14 protein-coding genes and 1 tRNA gene are annotated in these 23292 nt (G+C 66.8%); 6 read left to right on the top strand and 9 right to left on the bottom strand.

Annotated features, from left to right (window positions below):
• Positions 1-30: 30 nt before the first annotated feature.
• From lpdA to aceE, 3 genes are all read right to left on the bottom strand, one after another.
• Entirely contained in the window at positions 31-1797 is a 1767-nt protein-coding gene (gene lpdA / locus A9Z05_RS33535; RefSeq protein WP_069621819.1) for a dihydrolipoyl dehydrogenase, read from the bottom strand.
• Between the two features lie 281 nt (positions 1798-2078).
• Positions 2079-3737: a dihydrolipoyllysine-residue acetyltransferase gene (aceF, locus tag A9Z05_RS33530; RefSeq protein ID WP_069621818.1), complete on the bottom strand. Its 1659-nt coding sequence runs from the start codon at positions 3735-3737 to the stop codon at positions 2079-2081.
• A 68-nt stretch (positions 3738-3805) separates the two neighbouring features.
• Positions 3806-6502: a pyruvate dehydrogenase (acetyl-transferring), homodimeric type gene (gene aceE, locus A9Z05_RS33525; RefSeq protein WP_069621817.1), complete on the bottom strand. Its 2697-nt coding sequence runs from the start codon at positions 6500-6502 to the stop codon at positions 3806-3808.
• Positions 6503-6775: 273 nt separating this feature from the next.
• Between aceE and fixL the strand changes: the two genes are divergently transcribed.
• The 4 genes from fixL (at position 6776) to A9Z05_RS33505 (ending at position 13412) form a co-directional block, all read left to right on the top strand.
• Positions 6776-9292, top strand: coding sequence for an oxygen sensor histidine kinase FixL (gene fixL, locus A9Z05_RS33520; protein ID WP_050013013.1), 2517 nt, complete (start codon positions 6776-6778; stop codon positions 9290-9292).
• Positions 9289-9927, top strand: coding sequence for an oxygen response regulator transcription factor FixJ (gene fixJ / locus A9Z05_RS33515; protein WP_006493245.1), 639 nt, complete (start codon positions 9289-9291; stop codon positions 9925-9927). Before fixL ends, fixJ begins: the two co-directional genes overlap by 4 nt.
• A 251-nt stretch (positions 9928-10178) precedes the next feature.
• Entirely contained in the window at positions 10179-11039 is an 861-nt protein-coding gene (folD, locus tag A9Z05_RS33510; protein ID WP_069621816.1) for a bifunctional methylenetetrahydrofolate dehydrogenase/methenyltetrahydrofolate cyclohydrolase FolD, read from the top strand.
• A 285-nt stretch (positions 11040-11324) separates the two neighbouring features.
• The gene (locus A9Z05_RS33505; RefSeq protein ID WP_069621815.1) at positions 11325-13412 is read left to right on the top strand and encodes a M3 family metallopeptidase; all 2088 of its coding nucleotides are present in this window, start codon (positions 11325-11327) and stop codon (positions 13410-13412) included.
• Positions 13413-13478: 66 nt separating this feature from the next.
• On the opposite strand, the gene dinB is transcribed toward A9Z05_RS33505, so the two are convergent.
• Positions 13479-14654, bottom strand: coding sequence for a DNA polymerase IV (gene dinB, locus A9Z05_RS33500; protein WP_069621814.1), 1176 nt, complete (start codon positions 14652-14654; stop codon positions 13479-13481).
• Positions 14655-14819: 165 nt separating this feature from the next.
• Between dinB and A9Z05_RS33495 the strand changes: the two genes are divergently transcribed.
• Positions 14820-15512 (top strand): aspartate/glutamate racemase family protein, encoded by a 693-nt coding sequence (locus A9Z05_RS33495; RefSeq protein WP_069621813.1) that lies wholly within the window; start codon positions 14820-14822, stop codon positions 15510-15512.
• Between the two features lie 106 nt (positions 15513-15618).
• Here A9Z05_RS33495 and A9Z05_RS33490 read toward each other — a convergent pair.
• Positions 15619-15695: transfer RNA gene (locus A9Z05_RS33490), tRNA-Met, on the bottom strand.
• A gap of 181 nt (positions 15696-15876) precedes the next feature.
• On the opposite strand from A9Z05_RS33490, the gene xth reads away from it, so the two are divergent.
• Positions 15877-16653 (top strand): exodeoxyribonuclease III, encoded by a 777-nt coding sequence (xth, locus tag A9Z05_RS33485; protein ID WP_069621812.1) that lies wholly within the window; start codon positions 15877-15879, stop codon positions 16651-16653.
• A gap of 52 nt (positions 16654-16705) precedes the next feature.
• On the opposite strand, the gene A9Z05_RS33480 is transcribed toward xth, so the two are convergent.
• From A9Z05_RS33480 to glnA, 4 genes are all read right to left on the bottom strand, one after another.
• Complete coding sequence (locus A9Z05_RS33480; protein ID WP_069621811.1) at positions 16706-18814, bottom strand: prolyl oligopeptidase family protein; 2109 nt, start codon at positions 18812-18814, stop codon at positions 16706-16708.
• 92 nt (positions 18815-18906) lie between these two features.
• On the bottom strand, positions 18907-20433 hold the full coding sequence (gene ntrC / locus A9Z05_RS33475) for a nitrogen regulation protein NR(I) (RefSeq protein ID WP_069621810.1): 1527 nt from the start codon (positions 20431-20433) through the stop codon (positions 18907-18909).
• Between the two features lie 37 nt (positions 20434-20470).
• Positions 20471-21613: a nitrogen regulation protein NR(II) gene (gene glnL, locus A9Z05_RS33470; protein WP_059583294.1), complete on the bottom strand. Its 1143-nt coding sequence runs from the start codon at positions 21611-21613 to the stop codon at positions 20471-20473.
• 161 nt (positions 21614-21774) lie between these two features.
• On the bottom strand, positions 21775-23190 hold the full coding sequence (gene glnA, locus A9Z05_RS33465) for a type I glutamate--ammonia ligase (protein ID WP_017331833.1): 1416 nt from the start codon (positions 23188-23190) through the stop codon (positions 21775-21777).
• Positions 23191-23292 lie beyond the last annotated feature (102 nt).

The raw sequence follows: 23292 nt of genomic DNA, 5'->3' as shown, positions 1-23292 counted from the left end.
GCCGGCGCGCAGCCGGCCGTGCCGGTCGCGTTACTTCTTGCGTTGCGGCGGCAGGTCCGTACAGACGCCTTCATACAGCTCGGCGGCCATGCCGACCGATTCGCCGAGCGTCGGGTGCGGGTGGATCGTCTTGCCGATGTCTTCCGCGTCCGCGCCCATTTCGACCGCGAGACACACTTCGCTGATCAGGTCGCCCGCGTTCAGGCCGACGATCGCACCGCCGATCACGCGATGGGTTTCCTCGTCGAAGATCAGCTTCGTGAAGCCTTCGTCGCGGCCGTTCGCGATCGCGCGGCCCGAAGCGGCCCACGGGAACACGGCCTTGCCGTACTTGATGCCTTCGGCCTTGCATTGATCCTCGGTCTTGCCGGCCCACGCCACTTCCGGATCGGTGTAGGCCACCGACGGGATCTGCAGTGCGTCGAAGTACGCCTTTTCGCCGTGCGCGGCTTCCGCGGCGACGTGGCCCTCATGCACGGCCTTGTGCGCGAGCATCGGCTGGCCGACGATATCGCCGATCGCGAAGATGTGCGGCACGTTCGTGCGCATCTGCTTGTCGACGTCGATGAAGCCGCGATCCGTGACCGCGACGCCCGCCTTGTCGGCACCGATCTTCTTGCCGTTCGGGCTGCGGCCCACCGCGACGAGCACGAGGTCGTAGCGCTGCGCTTCCGCCGGCGCCTTCTCGCCCTCGAACTTCACGTAGATGCCGTCTTCCTTCGCTTCCGCGCCGACCGTCTTGGTCTTCAGCATCACGTTGCCGAAGCGCTTCGCGTTGTACTTTTCCCAGACCTTCACGAGATCGCGGTCGGCGCCCATCATCAGGCCGTCCATCATTTCGACGACGTCGATCTCGGCGCCGAGCGTCGAGTAGACCGTCGCCATTTCGAGGCCGATGATGCCGCCGCCGATCACGAGCATGCGCTTGGGCAGTTGGCGCAGTTCGAGCGCGCCCGTCGAATCGACGACGCGCGGGTCTTCGGGCATGAACGGCAGCTTCACGGCCTGCGAGCCCGCGGCGATGATCGCCTGCTTGAACTTGACGACCTTCTTGCCGTTTTCGCCCTGCACTTCCATGTGGAACGGATCGACGAACGCGCCGACGCCGGTGACCACTTCGACCTTGCGCGCCTTCGCCATGCCGGCGAGGCCGGTCGTCAGTTTCTTGACGACGCCGCCCTTGAAGTCGCGCAGCTTGTCGAGATCGACCTGCGGCTTGCCGAACGTGATGCCGTGCGACGCGAGCGCCGCGGCTTCCTCGACGACGAGCGACGTATGCAGCAGCGCCTTCGACGGGATGCAGCCGACGTTCAGGCACACGCCGCCGAGCGTCGAATAGCGCTCGACGAGTACGGTCTTCATGCCGAGGTCGGCGGCGCGGAACGCGGCCGAGTAGCCGCCGGGGCCGGCGCCGAGCACGAGCATGTCGCACTCGATGTCGGCGGCGCCGCTGTAGCTGCCGGCTTGCGGCGCGGGCGCGGCTGCGGCCGGAGCCGGTGCGGCGGCTGCGGGCTTCGGCGCTTCGGGCGTTTTCGCGGGAGCGGGCGCGGCTGCGCCTGCCGACGCTTCGACGATGGCGATGACGGTGCCTTGCGAGACTTTCTCGCCGGCTTTGACCTTGACTTCCTTGACGGTGCCGGCGACGTCGCTGGGCACTTCCATGGAGGCTTTATCGGATTCGAGCGTGATGAGCGTTTGCTCTTTTTCGATCACGTCGCCGGGTTTGACGTTGACTTCGATGACATCGACGCCGCTGAAATCGCCGATATCCGGAACCTTGACTTCGATGAGACTCATGACTGTCCCCTTCTTGATTGACTGCAGACAGAGGGGGAGGAACCCGCGAGAGAACCGACTACGGCTACGGCCTGACAAAAACAGCGAACCTGGGCAGAACCACCTTTGCCGTCCGCCCAAGGACGCGCCTTTCTTTTGGTTACTTTTCTTTGGAAGACAAAGAAAAGTGACCGCCGCCCCGCGCGGGGGCGACGCTAGCAGACCGTTAGCGCAACAGGTTCACCGACAAGTGCGTGGAGAACCAACCCAAAACCACGCCCCCGCGAGCCCCACCCCGCTCATCAAAGAATGATGCGACGGAAATCCCCGAGCAACGCTCCGAGATACGCATTGAACCGCGCGGCTTCCGCGCCATCGATGACACGATGGTCATACGACAGCGACAGCGGCAGCATGAGCCGCGGCACGAACTGCTTGCCGTCCCACACCGGCTTCATCTGGCCGCGCGACAACCCGAGGATCGCCACTTCCGGTGCGTTGATGATCGGCGTGAAGTTCGTCCCGCCGATCCCGCCGAGCGACGAAATCGAGAAGCAGCCGCCCTGCATCTGGTCCGGCTTCAGCTTGCCTTCGCGCGCGGCCTTCGAGAGGTCGCTCATTTCCTTCGCGATGTCGACGAGGCCCTTCTTGTCCGCGTCGCGGATCACCGGCACGACGAGGCCGTTCGGCGTATCGGCCGCGAAACCGACGTGGAAGTACTGCTTGAACACGAGGTTGTCGCCGTCGAGGCTCGCGTTGAAGGTCGGGAATTTCTTCAGCGCGGCAACGACCGCCTTGATCACGAACGCGAGCATCGTGAACTTCACGCCCGCCTTTTCGTGTTCCTTGTTCAGCTGGACGCGCAGCGCCTCGAGCTCGGTGATGTCCGCTTCGTCGTTGTTCGTGACGTGCGGGATCATCACCCAGTTGCGATGCAGGTTCGCGCCCGAGATCTTCTTGATGCGCGACAGCGGCTTCGCCTCGAACGGGCCGAACTTCGAGAAGTCGACCTTCGGCCAGGGCAGCAGGTTCAGCTCGCCGCCGCCCGCCGGCGCGGCTGCCGCGGCCGGCGCCGCGCGCTGGCCCGTCATCACGCCCTTCACGAAGCCCGTGACGTCTTCCTTCGTAATGCGGCCCTTCGGACCCGAGCCCTGCACGCGCGCGACTTCGACGCCGAGTTCGCGTGCGAACTTGCGGACCGACGGCGATGCGTGGCTGGCGCGATATTCGCCCGACGGCGCGGCGGCCGGGGCCGGCGCGGCGGCAGCCGGTGCCGGCGCAGCCTTCGCCGGTGCCGGCGCGGCGGCAGGCGCCGGCGCGGCCGCGGCCGGAGCCGGTGCGCTGGCCTGCGGTGCGGCGGCAGCCGGTGCGCCGGCGGCTTCGAGCAGCACGATCAGCGTGCCTTCCGACACCGAATCGCCCACCTTGACCTTGATGTCCTTCACGACGCCGGCGGCCGGGCTCGGCACGTCCATCGTCGCCTTGTCCGACTCGAGCGTGACGAGCGACTGTTCCTTCTCGACCGTGTCGCCGACCTTCACGCCGATCTCGATCACCGGGACGTCCTTGTAGTCGCCGATGTCGGGCACCTTCACTTCGAGCGTGCCGCCGGACGCGGCCGGTGCGGCAGCGGGCTCGGCGGCGGCCGGTGCCGGCGCTGCTGCGGGAGCGGGAGCGGGAGCCGCGGCCGGCGCGGCCGCGCCGTTCGCCTGCGCGCCCGCGCCGCCCTCGAGCAGGACGATCAGCGAACCTTCCGACACGGAATCGCCGACCTTGACCTTGATTTCCTTCACGACGCCGCCTACCGGGCTCGGCACGTCCATCGTCGCCTTGTCCGACTCGAGCGTGACGAGCGACTGCTCGGGCTCGACCGTATCGCCGACCTTCACGCCGATCTCGATGACCGGCACGTCCTTGTAATCGCCGATATCCGGCACCTTCACTTCGATCGCTTGACTCATCTGTTTCTGTCTCCATGGCCGCGCGCGCTCCCCGCGGGAGCGGCGCGCGGCATCACACGGCGTGTGCGTTAAACGGTCATCGGATTGGGCTTGGACGGATCGAGGTTGTACTTGGCGATCGCGTCCGCGACCACCTTGCGCTCGATCGTGCCTTCGTCGGCCAGCGCGTTGAGCGCCGCGACGGTGACCCAGTGACGGTCGACTTCGAAGAAGTGACGCAGCTTCTCGCGAGTGTCCGAACGACCGAAGCCGTCGGTGCCCAGCACGACGAAGCGGCGATCGATCTGGCCGCGGATCTGGTCGACCAGCGCACGAACGTAGTCGGTCGATGCGATGACCGGGCCCTGCGTGTCCTTCAGGCACTTCTGCACGTGCGACAGGCGACGCTCCTCGGTCGGATGGAGCAGGTTCCAGCGCTCGACCTGATGGCCTTCGCGCGCGAGTTCGGTGAAGCTCGGCACGCTCCACAGGTCGGCGGCGACACCCCAGTCGTTCTTCAGCAGGTCGGCGGCGGCGATCACTTCGTTGAAGATCGTGCCCGCGCCGAGCAGCTGGACGCGCGGCGCCTTCTTGTCGGCGTCGGCCTTCCTGAACGCGTACATGCCCTTGATGATGTCGGCCGCCACGTGCTCGCCCTGCGGAATCGCCGGGTGCTCGTAGTTCTCGTTCATCACCGTGATGTAGTAGTACACGTCTTCCTGGTCCTGCACCATGCGGCGCAGGCCGTCCTGGACGATCACCGCGAGTTCATAGCCGAACGTCGGGTCGTAGCTCACGCAGTTCGGCACCGATGCCGCCCACAGCAGCGAGTGGCCGTCTTCGTGCTGCAGGCCTTCGCCGTTCAGCGTCGTGCGGCCCGCGGTACCGCCCAGCAGGAAGCCGCGCGAACGCATGTCGCCCGCGGCCCACGCGAGGTCGCCGATGCGCTGGAAGCCGAACATCGAATAGAAGATGTAGAACGGCACCATGATCTCGCCGTGCGTCGAATACGACGTCGCCGCCGCGATCCAGTCGCACATGCCGCCCGCTTCGTTGATGCCTTCCTGCAGGATCTGGCCGGTCTGCGATTCCTTGTAGAACATCAGCTGGTCGGAATCTTCCGGCACGTACTTCTGGCCTTCCTGGTTCCAGATGCCGATCTGGCGGAACAGGCCTTCCATGCCGAACGTACGCGATTCGTCCGGGACGATCGGCACGACGCGCTTGCCGAGCGCCTTGTCCTTCAGCAGGATGTTCAGGATCCGCACGAACGCCATCGTCGTCGAGATCTCGCGGCCTTCGCCCGTGCCCTTCAGCAGCGGCTCGAACGCGTCGAGCGCCGGCACCGGCAGCGACGTCGCCTTCTCGCGGCGGTGCGGCAGGTAGCCGCCGAGGTCCATGCGCTTCTGGCGCATGTATTCGAGTTCCTTCGAGCCTTCCTCGAACTTCAGGTACGGCACGTCGGCGATCTGCTCGTCGGTGATCGGCAGACGGAACTGGTCACGGAACTTCTTCAGTTGCTCGACCGGCAGCTTCTTCTGCTGGTGCGTGATGTTCATCGCCTGGCCCGACTCGCCCATCCCGTAGCCCTTGATGGTCTTCGCGAGGATGACGGTCGGCGCGCCCTTCGTGTTGGTCGCTTCGTGGAACGCCGCGTAGATCTTGTGCGGATCGTGGCCGCCGCGGTTCAGCGCCCAGATGTCGTCGTCCGACCAGTCGGCGACGAGCGCCTTCAGTTCAGGCGTGTTGAAGAAGTGCTCGCGCACGTAGGCGCCCGACTCCGACTTGTACGTCTGGTATTCGCCGTCGACGACTTCCATCATCCGGCGCATCAGCGCGCCCGTCTTGTCGCGTGCGAACAGCGCATCCCAGCGGCTGCCCCAGATGACCTTGATCACGTTCCAGCCGGCGCCGCGGAATTCCGACTCCAGTTCCTGGATGATCTTGCCGTTGCCGCGCACCGGGCCGTCGAGACGCTGCAGGTTGCAGTTGATCACGAACACGAGGTTGTCGAGCTTCTCGCGGCTCGCCATGCCGATCGCGCCGAGCGATTCCGGCTCGTCCGTCTCGCCGTCGCCGAGGAACGCCCACACCTTGCGGCCTTCCGTCTTCGCGATGCCGCGCGATTCCAGATACTTCATGAAGCGCGCCTGGTAGATCGCCATGATCGGGCCGAGACCCATCGACACGGTCGGGAACTGCCAGAAGTCCGGCATCAGCCACGGGTGCGGGTACGACGAGATGCCCTTGCCGTCCACTTCCTGGCGGAAGTTGTCGAGCTGCTCTTCCGTCAGGCGGCCGAGCAGGAACGCGCGCGAGTACACGCCCGGCGACGAGTGGCCCTGGACGAACACGAGATCGCCGCCGTGCTGGTCGGACGCCGCGTGCCAGAAATGGTTGTAGCCGACGTCGTAGAGCGTCGCGGCCGACGCGAACGACGCGATGTGGCCGCCGACGTTCGTGTCCTTGCCCGCGCGCAGCACCATCGCCAGCGCGTTCCAGCGCGTGTACGAACGGATGCGGTGCTCGATGTCCTGGTCGCCCGGAATCTTCGCCTGGGCTTCGACCGGAATCGTGTTGATGTACGGGGTATTGGCGGAGAACGGCAGGTGCTCGCCGTGCATGCGAGCGAATTCGATCTGCTTTTCGATCAGGTAATGCGCGCGGCCGGTGCCCACGGAGGAGATCACGCCATCGAGCGACTCCAGCCACTCGACGGTTTCTTGCGGGTCGTCGTCACGTTCGGCGGCGACATACTTCATCACTTCGTTCGGTACAGCGGACATTCTCGTCTCCTGGGTCCTGGAATGTGAGGATCGCTCTCGTGCAGACGACGCGGCGCGGCCGGCTGCGGGCAAGCTCCGACGGATTGTAATGAGCGTGGATGGGCCTGCGCAACAAAATTTTCGAATCGTGAGATCTTTTCTCATGATGCGAAATATTGCTGCGCTGCACCCATATTTCGGGGCTCCGCGGCCCGTCTCATCGGAACAAAACCGTTTCCGTTCAACCTATCCGGTATCGGTTTTCCATGTATTGCGCTGCGCTACAATCCTGCCATGTTGACCGATCGGCTTTTCGCACGCTCGGCGCGACCGCCGGGCCCGCCGGCGGAGTCGCAGCCGTCCCGTTGGCACCACGGACCGTGGTGGTCCAACTCCTATTTGCTGACGCCGCTGCTGTCGATCCTGGTGTTCCTCGTCGTGATGAGCCTCATCCTGTGGAGCCTCAATCGGCGCGAACAGCAGCAGCAGGAAGACACCCTGTTTCGCAACGTCGCGTGGGCCCAGCAGCAGATCCGCCTGTCGATGACGGGCGCGCAGGAACAGCTGCAGGCGCTGTCGCGCGATCTCGCGTCCGGCCGCCTCGACCAGAACGCGTTCCAGATGGCCGTCGCGGACGTGATGCAGACGCATCCGGAAATCCTCTACCTGAACTGGTACACGGCGCCGGGCGTGCAGCGCTGGCCGGCCGTGCATCCGCCGCTGCTCGGCCAGCGGCTCGCGAAGCCCGGCGACGCGCAGATGCAGGACGCCGTGCGCGGCGCGTACGACGAAGCGCGCAGCACGCGCCGCCAGGCGTATTCGCCGCTGATCTACGACGAGTTCGGCAACGGCTTCATCACGTTGCAGACGCCCGTGATGCGCGGCGACCGCGAATATCTCGGCTCGCTCGCCGCGGTGTTTTCGGTCGAGGGCATCCTGAAGCACGACATCCCGCAGGAACTGTCGTCGAAGTACAAGATCTCGATCACCGATTCGAACAACCGCGAACTGTCGTCCACGTCGACGCGCCCGCGCCTGCCGCGCGACTCGCACTACGATCTCCCGCTCGACCCGCCCGGCCAGGGGCTGACGGTGCGCGTGTACGCGTTCCCGCAACTCACGAACCTGACTAACAACACGCTCGTGTGGCTCGTCGCCGGCCTGTCGTGCTTCGTGCTGTGGAGCCTCTGGAGCCTGTGGAAGCACACGCGCCAGCGCTTCGAGGCGCAGCAGGCGCTGTACGCGGAAGCGTTCTTCCGGCGCGCGATGGAAAACTCGGTGCTGATCGGCATGCGCGTGCTCGACATGCACGGCCGCATCACGCACGTGAACCCCGCGTTCTGCCGGATGACGGGCTGGGACGAGACCGATCTCGTCGGCAAGGTCGCGCCGTTCCCGTACTGGCCGCGCGACGCGTACCCGGAAATGCAGCGCCAGCTCGACATGACGCTGCGCGGCAAGGCGCCGAGCTCGGGCTTCGAGCTGCGCGTGCGGCGCAAGAACGGCACGCTGTTCCATGCGCGCCTGTACGTGTCGCCGCTGATCGACAGCTCGGGCCGCCAGACCGGCTGGATGTCGTCGATGACGGACATCACCGAGCCCAAGCGCGCGCGGGAAGAGCTCGCGGCCGCGCACGAACGCTTCACGACGGTGCTCGAAAGCCTCGACGCCGCGGTGTCGGTGCTCGCCGCCGACGAAGCCGAGCTGCTGTTCGCGAACCGCTACTACCGCCACCTGTTCGGCATTCGCCCGGACGGCCATCTGGAGCTGTCGGGCGGCGGCTTCGACCGCGCGCAGGCGTCGTCCGACTCGATCGACATGGTCGACGCGTTCGCGGGCCTGCCGGCCGCCGCGCTGACGAGCAGCACGGCGGACGCGCAGGAGGTGTACGTCGAGAGCATCCAGAAGTGGTTCGAGGTACGCCGCCAGTACATCCAGTGGGTGGACGGCCACCTCGCGCAGATGCAGATCGCGACCGACATCACGACCCGCAAGAAGGCGCAGGAACTCGCGCACCAGCAGGAAGAAAAGCTGCAGTTCACGAGCCGATTGATGACGATGGGCGAAATGGCGTCGTCGATTGCTCACGAATTGAATCAGCCGCTCGCCGCGATCAACAACTACTGTTCGGGCACGCTCGCGCTCGTCAAGAGCGGCCGCGGCACGCCCGAGACGCTGCAGCCCGCGCTGGAGAAGACCGCGCAGCAGGCGCTGCGCGCGGGGATGATTGTCAAGCGGATCCGCGAATTCGTGAAGCGCAGCGAGCCGAAGCGCCAGCCGGCGCGGGTCGCGGACATCGTCGCCGACGCGGTCGGGCTCGCCGAAATCGAGGCCAGGAAGCGCAGGATCCGGATCGTCACGGAAATCCTCGCAAGAATGCCTATTATTTATGTCGACCCCGTGTTGATCGAGCAGGTGCTCGTGAACCTGATGAAGAACGCAGCCGAGGCGATGGCCGACGTGAAGCCGGCGTCGGTGGACGGCGTGATCCGCGTCGTCGCCGACATCGACGCCGGCTTCGTTGACATCCGCGTGATCGACCAGGGCCCCGGCGTCGACGAAGCGACCGCCGAGCGCCTGTTCGAACCGTTTTACAGCACCAAGTCCGACGGCATGGGCATGGGGCTGAACATCTGCCGTTCGATCATCGAATCGCATCGGGGGCGTCTGTGGGTGGTCAACAACGTCGAGCCGGACGGCCGCATTTCCGGCGCGACGTTCCACTGCAGCCTGCCCATTGGGGAACCCGCTGATCTCGGCCAAGGGGGGCGCGAGGCATCGGCATCACATACCGTTACGGGAGAACTATGAATAGCCCTGTCACCACCACTCAGGAAACCGTCTTTGTCGTCGACGACGACGAGGCCGTACGGGACTCGCTGCGCTGGCTGCTGGAGGCGAACGGCTATCGCGTGCAATGCTTCTCGAGCGCCGAGCAGTTCCTCGATGCGTACCAGCCGGCGCAGCAGGCCGGCCAGATCGCGTGCCTGATCCTCGACGTGCGGATGTCGGGCATGAGCGGCCTCGAATTGCAGGAGCGCCTGATCGCCGACAATGCCGCGCTGCCGATCATCTTCGTCACCGGCCACGGCGACGTGCCGATGGCCGTGTCGACGATGAAAAAGGGTGCGATGGACTTTATCGAGAAACCGTTCGACGAAGCCGAGCTGCGCAAGCTCGTCGAGCGGATGCTCGACAAGGCCCGAAGCGAAAGCAAGAGCGTCCAGGAACAGCGCGCCGCGAGCGAACGCCTGTCGAAGCTGACCGCGCGCGAGCAGCAGGTGCTCGAACGGATCATCGCGGGCCGCCTGAACAAGCAGATCGCCGACGATCTCGGCATCAGCATCAAGACGGTCGAGGCGCACCGCGCGAACATCATGGAAAAGCTCAACGTCAACACGGTGGCCGACCTGCTGCGCCTCGCGCTGTCGAAGAAACAGGCCTGAGCGGTTTGTCCGGCCACGGCGGCACGGCTCGCCCCGGCCGCCCGGCCCGCCACCGGCGTTTGCCGCCCCGCGCGATGCGGCCCACTCGCGCGGCGGCGGCCGTTCCTCCCGGCGCACGCGCGCTGCGGCCATGACGCTTCCCGTTGATTCGCTGTCGGACGGCAGCAGGCGACCGGTATAATTACGTGCTTTGCTACGGCGCTTCGCGCGCCGTACGCCCGCATTCCAACTTCCCGGCAGGACCCACCACCATGACAGCCCTCCTCATCGACGGCAACGCCCTTTCGAAGACCTTGCGCGCCCAGGCCGCCGAACGCGCCGCCGCACTGACCGCACGCGGCCACCAGCCCGGTCTCGCGGTGATCCTCGTCGGCGCGAACCCGGCGAGCGAAGTCTACGTGCGCAACAAGATCAAGGCGTGCGAGGACAACGGTTTCTTCTCGCTGAAGGATGCGTACCCGGCCACGCTGTCGGAAGCCGACCTGCTCGCGCGCATCGACGAGCTGAACCGCGACCCGAAGATCCACGGCATCCTCGTCCAGTTGCCGCTGCCCGCGCATATCGACAGCCACAAGGTGATCGAGGCGATCGCCCCGGAGAAGGACGTCGACGGCTTTCACGTCGCGAACGCGGGCGCGCTGATGACCGGCAAGCCGCTGTTCCGCCCGTGCACGCCGTACGGCGTGATGAAGATGTTCGAAGCGCACGGCATCGCGCTGCAAGGTGCGAACGCGGTCGTGATCGGCCGCTCGAACATCGTCGGCAAGCCGATGGCGATGATGCTGCTCGACGCCGGCGCGACCGTGACGATCTGCCACAGCAAGACGCGCGACCTCGCCGCGCATACGCGCCAGGCCGACGTCGTGGTCGCCGCGGTCGGCAAGCGCAACATCCTGACCGCCGACATGGTCAAGCCGGGCGCGACGGTGATCGACGTCGGCATGAACCGCGACGACGCGGGCAAGCTGTGCGGCGACGTCGATTTCGCGGGCGTGAAGGAAGTCGCCGGCTACATCACGCCGGTGCCGGGCGGCGTCGGCCCGATGACGATCACGATGCTGCTGATCAATACGATCGAATCCGCCGAACGCGCGGCTGCCGCCGCAGCCTGACGCTGCCTTTGCCCGGCCGGCGCGCGGTTCAGCGCGCCGGCGCCTCGCCAGCCGCAATCGCGCGGCTGCAATCGCGCCGGCCGGCGCGCCCGATGCACCTCGCCGGCCGCGCCTGGCCGGCCGCACCTCGCCGGCCGCCCGCATCCGACCCTGCGTCAATCGCGTCATTAGAAACTAACGATTGGAAAGCGCACGATGCGCCCCAATAATGTCGGTATCGGGCGCCGCTTCGTCGCGCCTCACCCTTTTCACCCCGGTTCATCCGGCAACAGACAGGGAGTCTTAATGTCCGCCAGCGCCAACACCAATCCGCTCCTCGACTTCTCCGGCCTGCCCCGTTTCGGCGAGATCCGCCCGGAACACGTGACGCCCGCGCTCGATACGCTGCTCGATGCCGCCAGCCGCGCGGTCGAAACGGCGAGCGCGAGCGACACGCCGTCGACCTGGGCCGCCGTCGTCGAAACGGTCGAGCGGGCCACGGAGCCGCTCGGCCGCGCCTGGGGTATCGTCGGCCACCTGAATGCGGTCGCCGACACGCCCGAACTGCGGGCTGCCTACGGTGAGAACCTGCCGCGCGTGACCGAGTTCTGGTCGAGCGTCGGCCAGAATCTCGCGCTGTACGAAAAGTACAAGGCGATCGCCGCGAGCGCCGAATACGCGACGCTGTCCGCCGAGCGCAAGAAGATCCTCGACAATGCGCTGCGCGACTTCCGGCTGTCGGGCGCCGAGCTGCCCGAGGAGCAAAAGCCGCGCTTCGCGCAATTGCAGGAACAGCAGGCCGCGCTGTCGAAGGCGTTCTCCGATCACGTGCTCGACGCGACCAATGCGTACGCGTACTTCGCGAAGGACGAAGCCGAGCTGGCCGGCCTGCCCGGCGACGCGATCGAGGCCGCCCGCGAAGCCGCGCAGAAGGACGGCAAGGAAGGCTGGAAATTCACGCTGCATTTCCCGTCGTACTTCCCGGTGCTGCAGTACGCGGACAACCGCGCGCTGCGCGAGACGCTCTACCGCGCGTATGCGACGCGCGCGTCGGAGCTCGGGCCGCAGTACGGCGACGGCAAGGCCGAATGGGACAACACGGCGATCGTCGCCGACGCGCTGAAGCTGCGCCGCGAAGAGGCGCAGATGCTCGGCTATCGCAACTTCGCCGAAGTGTCGCTCGCGCCGAAGATGGCCGAATCGCCGCAGCAGGTGATCGCGTTCCTCGAGGATCTCGCGACGCGCGCCCGCCCGCACGCGGACAAGGACTGGGACGAGCTGCGCACGTTCGCCGCGAAGGAAATCGGGCTCGCCGAACTCGCGCCGTGGGACGTCGCGTACGCGGCCGAGAAGCTCCGCCAGCAGCGCTATGCGTTCTCGGAAAACGAGGTCAAGCAATACTTCCCGGAACCGGCCGCGCTGAAGGGCCTGTTCACCGTCACCGAAACGCTGTTCGGCGTCAAGATCAAGCCGGACGACGCGCCGGTGTGGCACAAGGACGTGCGCTTCTTCCGCGTCGAGAACCGCGACGGCTCGCTCGTCGCGCAGTTCTATCTCGACCTGTACGCACGCGAAGGCAAGCGCGGCGGCGCGTGGATGGACGACGCGCGTTCGCGCGCGAAGCGCGGCAGCGACGTGCAGACGCCCGTCGCGTACCTGACCTGCAACTTCTCCGCGCCGGTCGGCGGCAAGCCCGCGTGCTTCACGCACGACGAGGTCATCACGCTGTTCCATGAATTCGGCCACGGGCTGCACCACATGCTCACGCGCGTCGACGAGCTCGGCGTGTCGGGCATCAACGGCGTCGAATGGGATGCGGTCGAACTGCCGTCGCAGTTCATGGAGAACTTCTGCTGGGAATGGGACGTGCTGTCGTCGATGTCGTCGCATGTCGATACGGGCGCCGCGCTGCCCCGCGAGCTGTTCGACAAGATGATCGCCGCGAAGAACTTCCAGAGCGGGCTTGGCACGCTGCGCCAGATCGTGTTCTCGATGTTCGACATGCTGCTGCACGTCGATTACGACCCGGCCGGCGCCACCGGCGTGACCGCGTTCGCGCGCGAGATCAACGAGCGCTATCACGTGATCCCGCAAGCGGCGTTCTCGCGCTGGCCGAACACGTTCAGCCACATCTTCGCGGGCGGCTACGCGGCCGGCTACTACAGCTACAAGTGGGCCGAGGTGCTGTCGGCCGACGCGTACGCGGCGTTCGAGGAAGCGGCCGCGACCAGCGGCAGCGTGCTCGACGCGGCAACCGGCACGCGCTATCGCCGCGAAATCCTCGAGGTCGGCGGCAGCCGTCCGGCGATGGAGTCGTTCAAGGCGTTCCGCGGCCGCGAACCGCAAATCGACGCGCTACTGCGCCACAACGGGATGGCGGCGTCCGCGCACTGAGCGCGCCGCCTGGCCACGCCAGCTGTTCAGGCTGCATCGACAGGCACCGCTTCGGCGGTGCTTTTTTCATGGCGCGGGCGTGTCGTCGCCCACTTCGTCGTCGAACAGCAGGAATTGCCCGTGGCGCTCGGCCGTGTCCTCGTCGATGCGCACGCCGACGCCGAGCAGCCGCACCGGCCGCGCGCGCCGCAACAACCCCTTCGCGAGCAGCGTGACGGCCGTCTCGGCATTCGTCGCGTCGGCCACGCACTCGACCGTCGTACGCTGGAAATCGGCGAAGCGGATCTTCACGTACAGCTTGCGGATCGACCGCGCAGCGCCGGCGCGCTCGATTCGCGCGTCGAGCTGCGCGACGAGGCGGCGGATTTCGTCCGCGCATTGCTCGAGCGTCGTCAGGTCGGTCACGTAGGTCGTCTCGACGCTGACCGACTTGCGCTCCTGGTCGGCCTGCACGGGCCGCTCGTCGATCCCGCGCGACAGTTCGTACAGCCGCCGCCCGAACGCGCCGAACTCGCGGTGCAGGTCGATCAGCGGCCAGTCGCGCAACTGCGCGCAGGTCTGGATGCCGAGCCGATCGAGCCGCGTGGCCGTCACCTTGCCGACGCCGTGCAGCTTGCGCACCGGCAGCGCCGCGACGAATGCGTCGATCTCGTGCGGCCGCACGACGAATAGCCCGTCGGGCTTGTTCCAGTCGGACGCGATCTTCGCGATGAACTTGTTCGGCGCGACGCCCGCCGACACGGTCACGCCGACCGTATCGCGCACCCGCTCGCGGATCTCGCGCGCAATCAACGTCGCACTGCCCTGGCAGCGTTCCGACCCGCTGACGTCGAGGTACGCCTCGTCGAGCGACAGCGGCTCGACGTCCGGCGTGTAGTCGCGATAGATCGCCATGATCTGCCGCGACGCCGCGCGATACTTGTCCATCGCGGACGGCAGGATCAGCAGGTCCGGACACTTGCGCATCGCCAGCGCCGACGACATCGCCGAATGCACGCCGTAGCGCCGCGCCTCGTAGTTGCAGGTCGCGATCACGCCGCGCTGGTCGGGCCGGCCGCCAACCGCGAGCGGCCGGTTGCGCAGCGACGGGTCGTCGCGCATCTCGACCGACGCGTAGAAGCAGTCGCAGTCGCAATGAATGATCTTGCGCATGCGCGGCGGCGCGTCGCCGGGCGGCGGTGCGTGCGGATCGGCAGGCGGGATGGTGGTCGGGCTCACGGTGCCGATACTGTACAAAAACACAGTGCCGGTTTCAACTGCCACGTATGTCCGGAGCCAGTCGCCCGGCGCCGGCCATTCACGATCGGCTGCGCCGTACCGGCCCGGTTTGCGCGGATCGTACCGGCCGGGCACGGGCAGCGGCGCCTATACTCGTCTGCCGCGATACACGAAACGCAAAGGTGATCGATGAAGACGATCGGACTGATCGGCGGCATGAGCTGGGAATCGTCGGCCGAGTACTACCGGATGATCAACCGGCACTCGAAGGCATTGCACGGCGGCCATCACAACGCGAAGAGCGTGCTGGTCACGGTCGACTTCGCCGAAATCGAAGCACTGCAGCGCACGCACGACTGGGCCGCGCTCGGCGAACGGATGGCCGACGCCGCGCGGCAGCTCGAAGCGGCCGGCGCCGATCTCGTTGTCCTGACGACGAATACGATGCATCGCGTGCACGACGCGATCGAGGCCGCGGTGACGCTGCCGTTCCTGCACATCGCCGATCCGACCGGCAAAGCGCTGCGCGCCGCGGGCGTCGAGCGCGTCGCCCTGCTCGGCATGCGCTATACGATGGAGCTGCCGTTCTATGCGGACCGGCTGCGCGGGAAATTCGGGCTCGACGTGCTGGTGCCGGACGAGCGCGGGCGCGACGACGTGCACCGGATCATCTACGACGAGCTGTGCCACGGCGTCATCTCGGCGGCATCACGCGCAACGTACGTGTCGATCATCGACGAACTGGCGACGCGCGGCGCGCAGGCCGTGATCCTCGGCTGCACGGAAATCACGCTGCTGATCGGCGCGGACGATGCGCCGCTACAGGTATTCGATACGACCGCGCTGCACGCGAAGGCTGCCGTCGAGTGGGCCGCGCGGTAACGGCGACAGCGATCCGCGCGCGAAAAACAAAAAACCCGGCACGAAGCCGGGTTCTTGTAGACGAAGTGCGCATCGGTCAATTGCGCGGCACATCGCCTAATGTGCTTGGTTGCGGGGACAGGATTTGAACCTGTGACCTTCGGGTTATGAGCCCGACGAGCTGCCAGACTGCTCCACCCCGCGTCAGAGAAATAAATTATAGGGTGAGGAAGTACTCACGTCAATACCTTTGTCACAATTTCTGCTTCCGCTGCCCAACCGGCGATGCGTGGCACATGCGCAAGCCCGCATGACGCGCGTTCGCACCCCATGCTCGCGGTAAGATGGCGGCCTTCGCATTCACGCCGCACGCATCCTCCCGTTCATGAAAATCGCCACCTGGAACGTCAATTCGCTCAACGTCCGCAAACAGCACGTGCTCGACTGGCTCGCGCAAAGCGGCGCCGACGTACTGTGCCTGCAGGAACTGAAGCTGCCGGACGAGAAATTCCCGCGCGCCGATCTTGAGGCGGCCGGCTACCGCAGCTGGTTCACCGGCCAGAAGACCTACAACGGCGTCGCGATCCTCGCGCGCGACACGCTCGCCGTCGACGAATCGGACGTCGTGCGCAACATCCCCGGCTTCGACGATTCGCAGCAGCGCGTGATCGCCGCGACGGTCGACGGCGTGCGCATCGTGTCCGCGTACTTCCCGAACGGCCAGGCGCTCGACTCCGACAAGTTCGTCTACAAGATGCAATGGCTCGATGCGCTGCAGGCGTGGCTGCGCACCGAACTGCAGCGCTACCCGAAGCTCGCGCTGCTCGGCGACTACAACATCGCGCCGGAAGACCGCGACGTGCACGATCCCGCGAAATGGGAAGGCCAGAACCTCGTGTCGCCGCAGGAGCGCGCGCACTTCGCGCAGCTGATCGAACTCGGCTTCGTCGATGCGTTCCGCCGCTTCGAACAGCCCGAGAAAACCTTCACGTGGTGGGACTACCGGATGATGGCGTTCCGCCGCAACGCGGGGCTGCGCATCGACCACATCCTGCTGTCGCCGGCACTCGCGGCGACCTGCACGTCGTGCGAGGTCGATCGCGTGCCGCGCACGTGGGAACAGCCGTCCGACCACACGCCCGTCGTCGCGATCGTCGGCTGATCGTCCAGCGCCTGTTCACGCCGATACCGGGCCCCAAGCGGCCCGCGCGCGATCAGCGCCGCGCGGGCGCCGGCCCGAGATGGGCCCACAGGAAGCCGAATTCGGCGGCGTCGGCTTCCGCGCGTTCGAGATCGTCGGCGCTGCCGTGGCCGCCGTCGGTGTTCTCCCAGTACCACACCCGTTCGTGACCGAGCGCCTGCATGCGCGCGGCCATCTTGCGCGCATGCGCGGGATGCACGCGGTCGTCGCGCGTCGACGTCGTCAGCAGCAACGGCGGATACGCGATGCCTTCGCGCACACGGTGATACGGCGAATACGCGGCCAGCGCCGCGCCTTCGCGCGGATCGTCGGGGTCGCCGTATTCGTCGAGCCATGCGGCGCCCGCGTGCAGTTTCGGATAGCGCTGCATGTCGAGCAGCGGCACGCGGCACAGCACCGCGCCGAATAGCTCGGGCCGCTGCATCATGCACGCGGCGACCAGCAGCCCGCCGTTGCTGCCGCCTTCGATCCCCAACTGCGCGGCGCGCGTCACGCCGGTCGCAATCAGATCCTCGGCGACCGCGATGAAATCGTCGAACGAACGCTGCCGGTGTTCGCGCTGCGCGTCGACGTGCCAGCGCGGCCCGAACTCGCCGCCGCCGCGGATGTGCGCGAACGCCATCACGCCGCCGCGTTCGAGCCACCCGATACCGAACGCATCGCTGTAGCCCGGCAGGTTCGGGATCGCAAAGCCGCCGTAGCCCGACAACAGGCACGGCCGCGCGACGCGCGCCACGCCTTCCGGTGCATCGAGCGCATCGCGCGGCCCGATCAGCGTGTACGGCACCACCGTGCCGTCGCGCGAACGCGCGCTCGCGCGACGTACGACGAGCCCGGCCGCATCGAACTGCACCGGCGGCCGGTCGAGCAGCACGCGGCGCGACGGCGCATCGTCCGCGCGATCGGCAAGATCGGCCAGCCAGCATTCGGGTGGATCGAGCGTGGTGTCGACGTCGACGTACACCTCGTCGTTCAGCGTCGACTCGACGGGCTCGACGTCGATCTGCGCGTCGCCCGGCCACTCGAACGGCCGTGCGTCCCACGTCCACGATCCGTCGTCGGCCTGCTTCGGCTGCCACAGCATGGTCCGGTTGTGCACGTCGTCGAGCCAGCTCGCGATCAGCGTGGTGCGCGTGTGCGTCCACGTGCAGGCGGACGTCGTCGGTCGCGGTGCGAACAGCGTCGTGAATGTGCGCGCGCCGGCGAGGAACGCCTGCTCGCGGATCGCGAGCAGCGAACCGCCCGCGTGGCGCACGCCGTCGCAATCCCAGTCAAGGCGCGGCTCCAGCATGAGCCAGCCTTCCCAGAACCCGACCTCGACATGTGTCGGCACGTCGTAGCGCGCCCATTCGCCCGCGTCGGTCAGCCGATACGCATGCGCGTCGAAGAAGTCGACGCTGCGCCACGCGACGTGGCGGCGGTCGATCGGGTCGTACCATGCGCCCGCGCTGATGTCGTCCGGCTCACCGCTGAACACGACGGGCGCATCGGCGAGCGCGGTGCCGCGTACCCAGCGCCGTGCTTCATACGGATAACCGGCCGCGGTCGCATGTGCTTCGCCGCGATCCCAGCTCACGTACACGGTGTCGCGGTCGATCCAGCCGACCGTGTGATGGCCCGGTTCGTCGATCGTGAAACCGCCGTCGACGAAACGGCGCTCGACGAGATCGAATTCGCGCACGACGACCGCGTCGGCGCCGCCGGGCGACAGCGACAGCAGCACGCGATCGCCGTCCGGATACAGGATCGCCTCCTGCTCGAACACCCACGACTCCCCCTCTTCCGCGCCGAGCGCGTCGACGTCGAGCAGCGTTTCCCAGGCCGGCTGGCCGGCTCGCCAGTCGGCCCAGCGCGTGCGGCGCCACAGTCCCTTCGGGTGGAGATCGTCCTGCCACAGGTCGTACGCCCAGTCACGCCAGCGGGTCGGAATCACCGGGCGTTCGCGGGGCAGATACGCTTTCGCGAGACGCGCGGTCAGCGCGCGATAGGCATCGTCGTCACGCAGCGCGGCGCGCGTGCGCGCATTCTGCTCGTCGACCCACGTACGGGCGCGCTTGCTGTCGAGCGCTTCGAGGAAACGGAACGGGTCGGCCCCGGCGGGCCAGCGGAAGGAATCGGACATGGAGGATCGGCGGAATGGCAAACGGCGTGCAAACCGCGATTATGTCCGATCGCGGCATGCGCGGGCCCGCGCATGCCGCGAATCGTGCCCGGTCAGGGCTCCAGATGGAGTTCCTGGATCTTGCGCGTGATCGTGTTGCGGCCGATGCCGAGCCGCTCCGCGGCCTCGACCTTGCGGCCGCGCGTGAAGTCGAGCGCCTCGCGAATCACGGCCGCCTCGAAGCGGCGTGCGAGTTCGTCCATCACGTCGGTCGAGTTCTCGCGCAACAGCCGCGCGACTTCGGTGCGCAGCCCGTGCTCCCACAGCGGGTAGCCGGCCGGCGCGCTGCCGTTCGCCGCGCTCGCGGCGGGCGCCGCGGCGAGCGGCGTTGCGCCGATCGCGGAAGGTACGGCCGCCGCGTGGCCGCCGCTGCCGTGCGCGTCCGCACCCTCGCCCGTCGCGACGACCGGCGCCGCGGGCGTGCCGCCCGGCACGAGGTCGGGCGGCAGATCCTTGATCTCGACCGTCTGCGCGGGCGCCATCACGGTCAGCCAGTTCGCGAGATTCTCGAGCTGCCGCACGTTGCCGGGAAACGGCAGCGACGTCAGGTACGCGAGCGCGTCGTCGGACACGCGCTTCGGCTCGACGCCGAGATCGCGCGCGCTCTTCTGCAGGAAGTGGCGTGTGAGCAGCGCGATGTCCTCGCTGCGTTCGCGCAGCGGCGGCAGCCGCAGCCGGATCACGTTGAGCCGGTGGTAAAGGTCCTCGCGGAACAGCCCCTGCCGCACGCGCGACTCGAGATTCTGGTGCGTCGCCGCGATCACGCGTACGTTCGCGCGCAGCGGGTTATGACCGCCCACCCGGTAGAACTGCCCGTCCGACAGCACGCGCAACAGACGCGTCTGCAGGTCGAACGGCATGTCGCCGATTTCGTCGAGGAACAGCGTGCCGTTCTCGGCCTGCTCGAAGCGGCCCTGCCGCGTCGTCTGCGCGCCGGTGAACGCGCCGCGCTCGTGGCCGAACAGTTCGGATTCGAGCAGATCCTTCGGAATCGCCGCCGTGTTCAGCGCGATGAACGGCCCGTTCGCGCGCGGGCTGTGACGGTGCAGCGCCCGCGCGACGAGCTCCTTGCCGGTGCCCGATTCGCCGGTGATCAGCACGGTCGCGGCCGAATGCGACAGCCGGCCGATCGCGCGGAACATGTCCTGCATCGCGGGCGCCTGGCCGAGCATCTCGGGCGCCTCGGCCACCCGCTCGTCCTGCGGCGCGCCGCCGCGCAGGCTTTCTTCCACGGCGCGACGGATCAGCTCGACCGCCTTGTCGACGTCGAACGGCTTCGCGAGATATTCGAACGCGCCGCCCTGGAACGCGGCGACGGCGCTGTCGAGATCGGAGAACGCCGTCATGATGATGACGGGCAGGCCCGGCAGCCGCTCGTGCATCGCCTGCAGCAACTCGAGGCCCGAGCCGCCCGGCATCCGGATGTCGGACACGAGCACCTGCGGCGTCTCGTGGTCGAGCGCGGCCAGCGCGTCGCGCACGTTCGCGAAGCTCTTCGTCGCGAAGCTGTCCCGGGCGAGTGCCTTTTCAAGCACCCAGCGGATCGATTGGTCGTCGTCTACTATCCAGATCGGCTTCATAGGTCGGTCAGGTATGGGTGAATCGCAATGCCGCCGCTCAATGGTCGAGCGGCAGCAGAATCTGAAATTCGGTACGTCCGGGCCGGCTTTCGACCTCGATCATCCCGTCGTGCTGCTGGACAAACGTCTGCGCGAGCGTGAGGCCGAGGCCGCTGCCGTCGTCGCGTCCGGACACGAGCGGGTAGAAGATCCGGTCGCGGATCTCTTCCGGAATGCCGGGCCCGTTGTCGATCACGTGCAAGTCCAGTGCCAGCCGGTACAGGCGCTTGGCGATCGTCACCTTGCGCGCGATGCGCGTGCGCAGCTCGATCTTCGCGTCGCCCTGCGCGATCCGTTCGCGCAGCGCCTGCGCGGCGTTGCGCACGATGTTCAGCAGCGCCTGGATCAACTGCTCCTTGTCGCCGCGCAGATCCGGCACGCTCACGTCGTAATCGCGCTCGATCGTGAGCCCGCGCGGGAATTCCGCGAGCATCACCGCGCGCACGCGTTCGCATACTTCATGGATGTTCACGTCGCCGACGATGTGCGGATGCCGGTGCGGCTCCAGCAACCGGTCGACGAGCGTCTGCAGGCGGTCGGACTCCTTGATGATCACCTGCGTGTATTCGCGCAACTCGCCGCGCTCGCGCTCGCCCAGTTCGAATTCGAGCAGCTGGGCTGCGCCGCGAATGCCGCCGAGCGGGTTCTTGATCTCGTGCGCGAGGTTGCGGATCAGTTGCTTGTTGACCGCGGTCAGGTCATGGATGCGCTCTTCCCGATCGGTGCGCGACTGCCGTTCGTTCTCGAACAGCTCGACGAGCACGAAATCGGGCGCGTTCTCGAGGAAGCCGACGATCGCATGCACGTGCAGCGGTTCGCGGCCGGGCCGGTCGAGCACGGTATCGAGGTGCGTCGCATGAAAGCGTTCCTGGCCGATCGCGGTGATCGTCGACGCGAGTTCGTTCGCGTTCGGGAAAATCTCGCCCCACGGCCGCTGCGCGAGCTGCCGCCGCGAGATGTCGAGCATCGCCTCCGCGGACGGGTTCGCGAACGCGACCCGCAGCGTCTTGCGGTCGAGCACGATCACGACCGTCGGTAGCGCTTCGAGCCCCGCCAGCAGACCCGAGCGCGCGAGCCGCTCGTCGTCCGTCAGTCGTTCGGGCTGCCCCGTTTTCGCCTTGATCAGATTCTTCAGAACCATCTGCGTGCTTGTCGCGCCTCACCGGGCCAGAAAATGAAAATCGTCGGAACAAAAAAGGGACGGCCGGACGCCGTCCCCTTTCAGACTCCGCCGTTCCCGCCGCAAGCCGCGCGACGGGAACGAACCGGCATGACGGCGCTGAATCGAAGCGCCATCGCCGATTAGAGCGAGTAGTACATCTCGAACTCGATCGGGTGCGTCGTCATGCGGAACTTCGCCAACTCCTGCTCCTTCAGCGCGAGGTACGCGTCGATCATGCCGTCCGTGAACACGCCGCCGCGCGTCAGGAACTCGCGATCCTTGTCGAGCGCTTCGAGTGCCTGGTCGAGGCCCGCGCACACGGTCGGGATCTTTGCATCCTCTTCCGGCGGCAGGTCGTACAGGTTCTTGTCCGCGGCTTCGCCCGGATGGATCTTGTTCTGGATCCCGTCGAGGCCGGCCATCATCAGCGCCGTGAAGCACAGGTACGGGTTCGCCATCGGATCCGGGAAGCGCGTTTCGATACGGCGGCCCTTCGGGTTCGACACGTGCGGAATGCGGATCGATGCCGAACGGTTGCGTGCCGAATAAGCGAGCTTGACCGGTGCTTCGAAGTGCGGGACCAGACGCTTGTACGAGTTCGTCGTCGGGTTCGTGATCGCGTTCAGCGCACGGGCGTGCTTGATGATGCCGCCGATGTAGAACAGCGCCAGTTCCGACAGGCCCGCGTAGCCGTTGCCCGCGAACAGGTTCTGGCCGTCCTTCCAGATCGACTGGTGAACGTGCATGCCCGAACCGTTGTCGCCGACGACCGGCTTCGGCATGAACGTCGCCGTCTTGCCGTACGAGTGCGCGACGTTATGGATGATGTACTTCGACCATTGCGTCCAGTCGGCGCGCTGAACCAGCGTCGAGAACTTCGTGCCGATTTCGTTCTGGCCCTGGCCCGCCACTTCGTGGTGGTGCACTTCGACGGGGATGCCGAGCTGTTCGAGCAGCAGGCACATTTCCGAACGCATGTCCTGGAACGTGTCGACCGGCGCGACCGGGAAGTAGCCGCCCTTCGTGCCCGGACGGTGGCCCGTGTTGCCGCCTTCGAATTCCTTGCCTGCCGACCACGGCGCTTCTTCCGAGTTGATCTTCACGAAGCAGCCCGACATGTCCGTGTTCCACTGGACCGAGTCGAAAATGAAGAATTCCGGTTCCGGACCGAAGTACGCCGTGTCGCCGATGCCCGTGCTCTTCAGGTACGCTTCGCCGCGCTTCGCGAGCGAACGCGGATCGCGCTCGTAGCCCTTGCCGTCGGCCGGCTCGACCACGTCGCAGGTCAGCACGAGGGTCGACTCTTCGTAGAACGGGTCGACGAAGGCAGCGCTCGGATCCGGCATGAGCAGCATGTCCGACGCCTCGATGCCCTTCCAGCCCGCGATCGACGAACCGTCGAATGCATGACCGCTTTCGAACTTGTCTTCGTCAAACGCCGAAACCGGCACCGACACGTGCTGTTCCTTGCCGCGCGTATCCGTGAAGCGGAAATCGACAAACTTGACGTCCTCGTCCTTCACGAGCTGCATGACGTCGGCGACGGTTTTACTCATAACCTCTTCTCCTGATTGAACAATTCCGGCGGACTGGGAAACCGCCTCGTTTATCGAGCTGACCGGGGTCTTGCTTTGGCGCAGCGCGCCCCGATTCGACCG

It is taken from the genome of Burkholderia sp. A2 (assembly GCF_001729305.1).
Classification (GTDB): domain Bacteria; phylum Pseudomonadota; class Gammaproteobacteria; order Burkholderiales; family Burkholderiaceae; genus Burkholderia; species Burkholderia sola.
This window is presented reverse-complemented; position numbering and strand designations above follow the sequence as displayed.